At 68.6% G+C, this 8668-nt stretch carries 8 protein-coding genes; 4 read left to right on the top strand and 4 right to left on the bottom strand.

All coding sequences use genetic code 11. The features are described 5' to 3' along the window. Window positions 1-1129 (bottom strand): cytochrome ubiquinol oxidase subunit I (locus M6444_RS21890; RefSeq protein ID WP_298332405.1); only part of this gene is annotated, 1129 nt, incomplete at its 3' end. 81 nt (window positions 1130-1210) lie between these two features. On the opposite strand from M6444_RS21890, the gene M6444_RS21885 reads away from it, so the two are divergent. Continuing rightward, window positions 1211-1534 carry a helix-turn-helix transcriptional regulator gene (locus tag M6444_RS21885; RefSeq protein WP_298332402.1) on the top strand — a complete coding sequence of 108 codons (324 nt, stop codon included), beginning with the start codon at window positions 1211-1213 and terminating at the stop codon, window positions 1532-1534. Between the two features lie 11 nt (window positions 1535-1545). Here the strand turns inward: M6444_RS21885 and M6444_RS21880 are convergent, their stop codons facing one another. Next, window positions 1546-2226, bottom strand: coding sequence for a permease prefix domain 1-containing protein (locus M6444_RS21880; RefSeq protein ID WP_298332399.1), 681 nt, complete (start codon window positions 2224-2226; stop codon window positions 1546-1548). 246 nt (window positions 2227-2472) lie between these two features. On the opposite strand from M6444_RS21880, the gene M6444_RS21875 reads away from it, so the two are divergent. From M6444_RS21875 to M6444_RS21865, 3 genes are read left to right on the top strand one after another with little or no spacing between them, the layout of a single operon-like run. Next, on the top strand, window positions 2473-6228 hold the full coding sequence (locus M6444_RS21875) for a multifunctional oxoglutarate decarboxylase/oxoglutarate dehydrogenase thiamine pyrophosphate-binding subunit/dihydrolipoyllysine-residue succinyltransferase subunit (protein WP_298332396.1): 3756 nt from the start codon (window positions 2473-2475) through the stop codon (window positions 6226-6228). 1 nt (window position 6229) lies between these two features. Then, complete coding sequence (locus M6444_RS21870) at window positions 6230-6412, top strand: DUF6104 family protein (protein WP_298332394.1); 183 nt, start codon at window positions 6230-6232, stop codon at window positions 6410-6412. After that, entirely contained in the window at window positions 6413-7048 is a 636-nt protein-coding gene (locus tag M6444_RS21865; protein ID WP_298332391.1) for a GDSL-type esterase/lipase family protein, read from the top strand. On the opposite strand, the gene M6444_RS21860 is transcribed toward M6444_RS21865, so the two are convergent. Next, window positions 7029-7844: an MOSC N-terminal beta barrel domain-containing protein gene (locus M6444_RS21860; RefSeq protein WP_298332389.1), complete on the bottom strand. Its 816-nt coding sequence runs from the start codon at window positions 7842-7844 to the stop codon at window positions 7029-7031. The genes M6444_RS21865 and M6444_RS21860 overlap by 20 nt on opposite strands. Then, the coding region (locus tag M6444_RS21855; protein ID WP_298332386.1) for a zinc-binding dehydrogenase at window positions 7841-8668 on the bottom strand (828 nt) is incomplete at its 5' end. The genes M6444_RS21855 and M6444_RS21860, both read right to left, overlap by 4 nt.

Here is an 8668-nt window from a genome sequence, read left to right as displayed (position 1 = left end):
AGATCAGCAGGCTGGCCAGTACCGATCCGGCGCTTCGCGGTGACACGGCGTCGGCGACGGTGAGTTCGCCGTACACCATCCACGGCTGGCGACCGACTTCGCGCAGCAGCCAGCCGCAGATCGCCACGATGAACGGCCACGGGATGATCCATACGTAGAAGCGCTGCCAGAAGCGCCGCAGGCGGACCGGGCGGATGCGGTCGAAGGCATTCATGATCAGGAAGAAGAGCAACCCGGTGAAGATCAGCACGAACAGGTACCCGCTGAGGTCCATGATCAGCCAGGGTGTCGACAGCCATTCCGGCGGCAGCCAGTCGCCCGGCCCGAACCTCTCCTGCATCTCGGTGGCCAGTTCCGCGCGGCGCTCGGGGCCGTCGATCGCCGTCATCTTGGCGTCGGTCAGGTAGGCGAACTGGGCGTAGCCGAACGTGAAGACGAGAACCGACGCGATGAAGCCGGTGCCCACGGCCAGGCGCAACGATCGTCGGAAGAAGTCCAGCTCCGGGGACCGGCGCAGGAAGTGCCATGAGCACACGCCGACCATCAGAACGCTCGCGGTGAGCAGGCAGGCCGGGACGAGGTGCAAGAGCGCGCCGACGGTGTGCTGGTTGGTCAGCACGGCCGCGAAGTCGCCGATGCGCGCGGCGCCGTCCTCGACCACGTGCCCGACGGGTTGTTGCAGGAAGCCGTTGGCCACCATGACCCAGTAGGCCGACAGGTACGCGGTGGCGACCACCAGCCAGAACAGTGCCGTGTGGATCCACCGGTTGAGCCGGCGCCAGCCGAAGATCCACATCCCGAGGAACGTCGATTCCAAGAAGAACGCGACGAGCGTCTCGACGGCCAGCGGCGCGCCGAACACGTCCCCGGCGAAGGTCATCAACCCGCTCCAGTGCAGGCCGAACTGGAACTCCAGCACCAGTCCGGCGACGATGCCCAGGGCGTAGTTGACGATGTAGATCTGGCCCCAGAACCGGGTCATGCGCTCGTGCACCGCCCGGCCGGTGATCGCCCAGCGCGTCTGCATGACCGCGATCAACGGCGTGAGCCCGAGCGTCAGCGCGACGAAGAGGAAATGCACGATCGCCGTCGTCGCGAACTGCAGCCGCGACAGATCGACCACACTCATCCGCGCCCCCATATCTCTTGTGGCTACATGTCGCCTCACAATATGTAGCTAAACAACGTATCAGATGTGTAGACTGCCGACATGAAGGCCGATGAGCTACGCGGTCACCTCGACGCCCTGATCCTCGCCGTGGTCAAAGACGCCCCGCTGCACGGTTACGGCATCTCCGAAGCGCTCCATGCGCAAAGCGGCGGGGCCATCGAACTACCTACCGGGACGCTCTACCCCGCGCTGCGCCGCCTCGAGCGGCTGGGCTACTTGCGCAGTTCGTGGAGTACCGTCAGCGGGCGCAAGCGCCGCACGTACGAACTCACCCGGGCCGGGCGAGGCCAGCTGGCGGCGCAGCGGCAAGCGTGGTCGGAGTTCAGCGGTGTCGTCGGCGGCATCCTCGGGACCGGCGCCTAGGAGAGCAGCTGCTAGGAACTGACACGGCGCGGCGATGTCAGCCACAAGCAACGCCGGGCCAGCGCGGCGAACCACGCGATGACCAGCGCGTACACCGCGCGCATGACCATGTCCAGCACGGTTTCGGAACCGACCTGCACAGGCGCGAACGCGCTGAGCACACCGCCGGCCACGACCTGGAACACCAGCGCGCCCAGCAGGACGTAGGCCAGCAGCCGGACGACGCGGCGCTCAGGCAAGAACCTGGAACCGATGCCGAGCGCCAACACACCCAACCCGCTGACGAGCACGAACACGATGGCCCCGATGTCCACGATGTCGGCCAGCGCCGCGTAAGCGGGCGTGGGCTCAGGCCAGCCCTGGTCGGCCGCCGCGCCTTGCCAGCTGAGTTGGGCCAGCGCGAACAGGACGGTTCCCCCGATGAAGGCCACGATGCCCAGATAACGCCCGGTCGAGGCCGCCAACTCCGCACGCAACTCGCCGCCCACCAAGTCGGCCGGGCCGAACTCATCGACCGCCGCGCGCTCCGCCTCGTGCGGGCTGAGGCCGGCAGCCCTGTACGCCTGGGCCGCGTCGTTCAGCCCGTCGCGAACCTCGCGGAGCATGCCGGCCCGCAGCAGCAACGGCCCGCCCAGCTCGCGGCGCAGATCGGCGAGGTAGGCCTCGATCATCGTCGACTCCCGAGAGCTCACCGGGCGACGGGCCCGAACAGGGACGAGACGCTGCGAGCCTAGTGCGGCGCCGGTGCCGCGGTCGACGCTTCGGCGCCGATCTCAGGGCCGAGCCAGGGTAGTCCCTGACGACAGGGCAGCGCATGATCTTGGTCATACCGGCGATCGTGACCTAGGCCACGATGACCACCATGCGCCCGATCCCCACCTGCGGCTAACCTGTATCAGAGCAGCCGCGAAGATTCGAACGGAAGAAGGCGAACGCGAGTGGCCCCCACCGGCCCGCCATCGGGATTCGGACCTAACGAGTGGCTCGTCGAGGAATTTTACGAGAGCTGGCTCAAAGACCCCTCCAGCGTCGACCCCGAATGGGCGGAATTCTTCGCCGAGCGAGACCAAACCGTCGCCGCCGGGTCACCCGCTCCCACGCCCACCCGACGCGAGCGCACGAATGACGCCACACCAGCAACGACCGCAAGGACGAGCGTGACACCCAACGAGGCGACGTCAACGCAGGCCAAGCCGGCGTCATCGCAGCCGGCCCAGTCGAACGGACAACCCGCCCAACCGGCGCCGGCGAAGGCCGCGCCGCCCAAGCCCACGCCCGCACAGGGCAAGCCCACGCCGGCCCAGCAGGCGCCGCCCAAGCCGGCCGCGGCCGACACCGCTTCGGACGAAGCCGAGGTGGTGCCGCTGCGCGGCGCGCCGGCGCGCACGGCCTCCAACATGGAGACCAGCCTCGAGGTGCCCACCGCGACGAGTGTGCGCTCGGTGCCGGCCAAGCTGCTGGTCGACAACCGCATCGTCATCAACAACCACCTGGCCCGCTCCCGCGGCGGCAAGGTGTCGTTCACCCACATCATCGGCTATGCGCTGGTCAAGGCGTTGGGCTCGATGCCCGACATGAACTACGCCTACGGCGAGCGCGACGGCAAACCGGTCCTGGTCAAGCCGGCTCACGTCAACCTCGGCCTGGCCATCGACATGAAGAAGTCCGACGGGACCCGTCAGCTTCTGGTGCCCAGCATCAAGCAGGCCGAGAACCTCAACTTCGCCGAGTTCTGGTCGGCGTACGAAGACGTCGTGCGCCGCGCCCGCGACGGCAAGCTCACCGTCGCCGACTTCCAAGGCACCACGCTGACCCTGACCAACCCCGGCACCATCGGCACCGTGCACTCGGTCCCGCGGTTGATGAAGGGGCAGGGAACCATCATCGGCGTCGGCGCCATGGAGTATCCGGCCGAGTACCAGGGCGCGGCTCCGGAGACGCTGGCTCGCCTCGGCGTGTCCAAGACGATGACGCTGACCAGCACGTACGACCACCGCGTCATCCAGGGCGCGCAGAGTGGCGACTTCCTGCGCATCGTGCACGGGCTGCTGCTCGGTGAAGACGGCTTCTACGACGAGATCTTCCGGTCGCTGCGTATCCCGTACGAGCCGATCCGGTGGGCCACCGATGTCACGGCCAGCCACGAGGACGAGGTCAGCAAGCAGGCCCGGGTCCTCGAGCTCATCCACGCCTACCGCGTGCGCGGGCACCTGATGGCCGACACCGACCCGCTCGAGTACAAGCAGCGCACGCATCCCGACCTCGACATCTCCACGCACAACCTCACGCTGTGGGACCTCGACCGCGAGTTCGCCACCGGCTCGTTCGGCGGGCACAAGCGGTTCATGCTGTTGCGCGACATCCTGGGTGTCCTGCGCAACGCGTACTGCCGCAACGTGGGCATCGAGTACATGCACATCCAGGAGCCTGAGCAACGCCGCTGGATCCAGGAACGCGTCGAGAAGCCGGTCGATCTCACCCCGCGTGAAGAGCAGCTGCGCATCCTGCTCAAGCTGAACCAGGCCGAGGCGTTCGAGACGTTCCTGCAGACCAAGTACGTCGGGCAGAAGCGGTTCTCGCTCGAGGGCGGCGAGTCGCTGATCCCGATTCTCGACGAGATCGTCGAGGCCGCCGCCGAGGCCAGGCTCGAGGAAGCCACCATCGGCATGGCGCACCGCGGGCGGCTGAACGTGCTGGCCAACATCGTCGGCAAGAGCTACTCGCAGATCTTCGGCGAGTTCCAGGGCAACATCGACCCACGCACCGTCCAGGGGTCCGGGGACGTCAAGTACCACCTGGGCGCCGACGGCGAGTTCACGGCGCTGGACGGCTCCACCATCAAGGTGTCGGTGGCGGCGAACCCCAGCCACCTCGAGGCCGTCAACCCGGTGCTCGAAGGCATCGCGCGCGCCAAGCAGGACATCCTCGATCGCGGCGAGGAGTTCCCGGTGCTGCCGATCCTGGTGCACGGCGACGCAGCGTTCGCCGGCCAGGGTGTCGTCGCCGAAACCCTCAACCTGTCGCAGCTGCGTGGCTACCGCACCGGCGGAACCGTGCACGTGGTGGTCAACAACCAGGTCGGCTACACCACCTCACCGGACCAGTCCCGGTCGTCGATGTACTCCACCGACGTCGCGCGGATGGTTCAGGCGCCGATCTTCCACGTCAACGGCGACGACCCCGAGGCGTGCACCCGAGTGGCGCGGTTGGCGTTCGACTTCCGCCAGGCGTTCCACAAGGACGTCGTCATCGACATGATCTGCTACCGCCGCCGCGGCCACAACGAGGGCGACGACCCCAGCTACACCCAGCCGCTCATGTATGACCTCATCGAGGCCAAGCGGCCGGTGCGCAAGCTCTACACCGAGGCGTTGATCGGCCGGGGCGACATCACCATCGAGGAAGCCGAACAGGTCGTCCGCGACTACCAGGAGCAACTCGAGCGAGTGTTCGCCGAGAGCCGGGCGGCCGCGCCGACCGAGTTCACCAGCGTTCCCGAGTACCCGGACAAGCCCGAACCGCAGGGCGAGCCCGTCACGGCCACCACGCCCGAGCTGCTGAAGAAGGTCGCCAACGCCTACCTCACGGTGCCCGAAGGGTTCACCGTGCACCCCAAGGTGCTGCCACAGCTGCAGCGGCGCGCGGCCGTGCTCTCCGACGGCGGCATCGACTGGGCCACGGCCGAGATCACCGCGTTCGGGGCGCTGCTCGTGGACGGCCGGCCGGTCCGGCTCGCGGGCCAGGACAGCCGGCGCGGCACCTTCGTGCAGCGCTTCGCCTCGATCGTCGACCGCCGCACTGGTGAGTCCTACATTCCGTTGCAGCACTTGGACGAGAACCAGGCGAAGTTCTACGTCTACGACTCCCTGCTGTCGGAGTTCGCGGCCATGGGCTTCGAGTACGGCTATTCGGTGGCCCGGCCCGAGGCGTTGGTGCTCTGGGAGGCCCAGTTCGGCGACTTCGCCAACGGCGCGCAGACCATCATCGACGAGTTCATCACGTCGGGTGAGTCCAAGTGGAACCAGCTCTCCGGCGTCGTCCTGTTGCTGCCGCACGGCTACGAGGGTCAAGGCCCCGACCATTCGTCGGCGCGCATGGAGCGCTTCTTGGCCATGGCAGCCGAGGACGCCTTCCGGGTGGCTCAGCCGTCCGCGCCGGCGTCGTACTTCCACTTGCTGCGCCAGCACGCGCTGTCGGCCCAACACCGGCCGATGATCGTGTTCACGCCGAAGTCGATGCTGCGCAACAAGCGAGCCGTCTCCGCTCCGGAAGACTTCATCGGCAACACCACCTTCCGACCGGTGCTGCCCGACCCGGAGAACATCGACCCGGCTGCCGTCGAACGCGTCATGCTGTGCTCCGGCAAGATCGTGTGGGACCTGGTCGCCCAGCGTGCCGAACGCTCCGACACGCGCACCGCGATCATCCCGGTCGAGCAGCTGTACCCGCTGCCCGTCGACGACATCAAGCAGCGCCTGGCCGAGTTCCCGAACCTCCGCGAGATCCGCTGGGTCCAGGACGAGCCCGAGAACATGGGCGCGTGGCCCTTCATGGCCCTGCAGCTCTCGCCGCACCTGCCCGACGGCGTGCCGTTCACCGGTGTCACCCGGCCGGCGAGCACGGCGCCGGCGGTCGGCAACCACTCCGTCCACATCGAGCAACAGAAGTTGCTGCACGACGCCGCATTCGCCTGACATGTACTTCACCGATCGCGGAATCGAGGAACTCGACGAGCGCCGCGGAGACGAGCAGGTCACCCTCGGCTGGCTGGCCGAGCGGTTGCGCGACTTCGTCGACCTCAACCCCGAGTTCGAAACCGCCGTCGAGCGACTGGCCACCTGGCTGGCGCGCTTCGACGACGACGAAGAGGTCGACTAGGTGAGCACCGCGCCCGAGGCCGAGCCGCGTGACGTGCGGGTCTGCGTGTTCGGTGACTCGCTCGTCGCGGGGCTGGGTGACCCGAAGGCTCTCGGGTGGGTCGGCCGGGTCGCTGCGCGCACGCCGGTCAGCACCGGCGTGCGCCTGACCGCGTACAACCTCGGCGTCCTGGGTGAAGGGGCGGAGGAGGTCGCGGTCCGGATACCGATGGAGAGCGCTCCGCGCTTCGCCCGCGGCTCACAGCATCGGGTGGTCGTCTCCGTCGGGGTCGCCGATGCGCAGCGCGCGGTCCAGCCTGAACTGTCGGCGGCGGCGTTGGACTTCGGCCTGGGCTCGGTCAGTGTGCCGGCGCTGGTCGTGGGCCCACCACCGGTGGGCGACGCCGACCTGCAGGCACGTATCACCGACCTCGACGCCGCGTATGCCGACGTCTGCAAGCGCCGCGACGTCCCCTACATCGCCACCGCTGCTCCGCTGGCGCGCAAGGCTGCCTGGCAGCGCGCCCGCTCCGACGACGGCGTCCATCCGAACCAGGCGGGGTACGGCATGCTCGCCTACGTCGTGCTGGCCGGCGGCTGGTATCCGTGGCTCGGCGTCGAGACTCCCCGCGAGCCGGTCAAGCACCGTCGTCAGTGACGAGCCGGATCTGATCCCCGACGGACACCCGGCCCGGCCGGACGACGTGGGCGTAGACGCCGAAGTTCACCCCGGTCCCGAGTTCGCTGGGCTGCAGGCCGCGCATCGCCTTGAGCATGCGCAGCATCGGCAGGTCACGCTGCCCGGACTCCGGCTCACGTGCGGTGGCCGCGCATCGCTTCACCGGGCCGCCGACGCGCAGTTCCGCGTCACCGGCGGCCAGCAGGCGACCGGACCACTCGTCTTCGGCGAACGGGGCGAAGCCGCTGAACTCGATGCTCATCCGGAACCGGCGGGAGTCGATGCTCGTGTCCGCGTGCTCGGCCAGCGCCTGCACCGAGGCGTCGCCCAGCAGGGTGAGCGGGTGCAGATCGCAGGCGCCGTTGGCGACGTCGGCCCGGACCAGCCGGACCGCTTGCCCGACGTGGTCGCTGAAGAACTCCGCCCACCGGCCCTGCACGACCCGCCCGCTGACGTCATGGTGCCCGAAGAAGTTCACCTTGACGGCGGCGCCCAGCTCCACGGCGTCGGTGAATTCGCTCCCGCCGGGGCCGCTGATGGTGAGTCGCTCGCGGGGCGCGTCGAGTTCGGCGATCGCGGTGAACGGTGCGAGCGCACCCGTCCTGGTGATCGACAGCAGGGTGTCACGCTCGTCGGCCAGGAAGAACCGACGGTCACCGGCCAACCCGGTCGCCGTCACGTCCACGCTGTGCGGGTGGTGCAGCCCCAGACCCTTGACCGGGCCGACGGACAACCGGCTGACCGTGCCGACCCGGTCCTGCTCGCCCGCCGTCACGGCGTGACCACGATCTTGCCGAAGATCTCGCCCTGGTCCATGGCCACGAACCCCTCTACCACCTCGGCCAGGGGCAACACGCGGTCGATCACCGGGCGGATGCCGGAGCGGTCGAGGAAGGCCAGCAACCGCGTGAGCTCGTCGCGCGTGCCCATCGTGGAGCCGAGCACCCTCAACTGGAGGAAGAAGATCCGGTTGAGCTCGGTGTCGGCCGTATAGCCGGACGTCGCCCCGGCCACCACGACGGTCCCGCCCGGGCGCAGCGAGCGCAGCGTGTGTTTCCAGGTCGCCGCACCCACGGTCTCCATGCTGGCGTCGACTCGCTCCGGTAGCCGCTCACCGCTGCTGAACACCCGGTCAGCCCCCAGCTCCAGTGTCCGTTCGGCCTTGGCCGGGTCGCGTGAAGTCACCCAGACTCGCGCGCCGCCGGCGGCGGCGAGCGCGATCAGTGCAGTCGCCACCCCGCCGCCCGCGCCTTGCACCAGGACCGTCTGCCCGGGCACCACCTGGGCCTGGGTGAACAGCATCCGGTAGGCGGTCAGCCACGCGGTGGGCAGACAGGCGGCCTGTTCGAAGCTGATGGACGACGGCTTGGGCACGAGATTGCGCCGAGGTACGGCGACTCGCTGGGCCAGTGTGCCGGGGTGCTTCTCCGACAGCAGCGAGCGTTTCGGGTCGAGCGTTTCGTCGTCGCGCCAGTCCGGGTCGGAGATCACCGAGTGGATGACGACGTCGTTGCCGTCCTCGTCCACACCTGCGGCATCGCAGCCGAGGATCATCGGCAGCCGACTCTCGTCCAGCCCGACACCCCGCAGAGACCACAG

The sequence above is a fragment of the Haloactinopolyspora sp. genome (assembly GCF_027324685.1).
GTDB lineage: Bacteria > Actinomycetota > Actinomycetes > Jiangellales > Jiangellaceae > Haloactinopolyspora.
The sequence above is the reverse complement of the archived record's forward strand: the minus strand, read 5'-3'. Positions and strand labels throughout refer to the sequence as shown.

Coding starts and splice junctions, on each gene's coding strand:
- M6444_RS21885 (WP_298332402.1), top strand. CDS start 1,211: ATGAAGGCCGATGAGCTACGCGGTCACCTCGACGCCCTGATCCTCGCC.
- M6444_RS21870 (WP_298332394.1), top strand. CDS start 6,230: ATGTACTTCACCGATCGCGGAATCGAGGAACTCGACGAGCGCCGCGGA.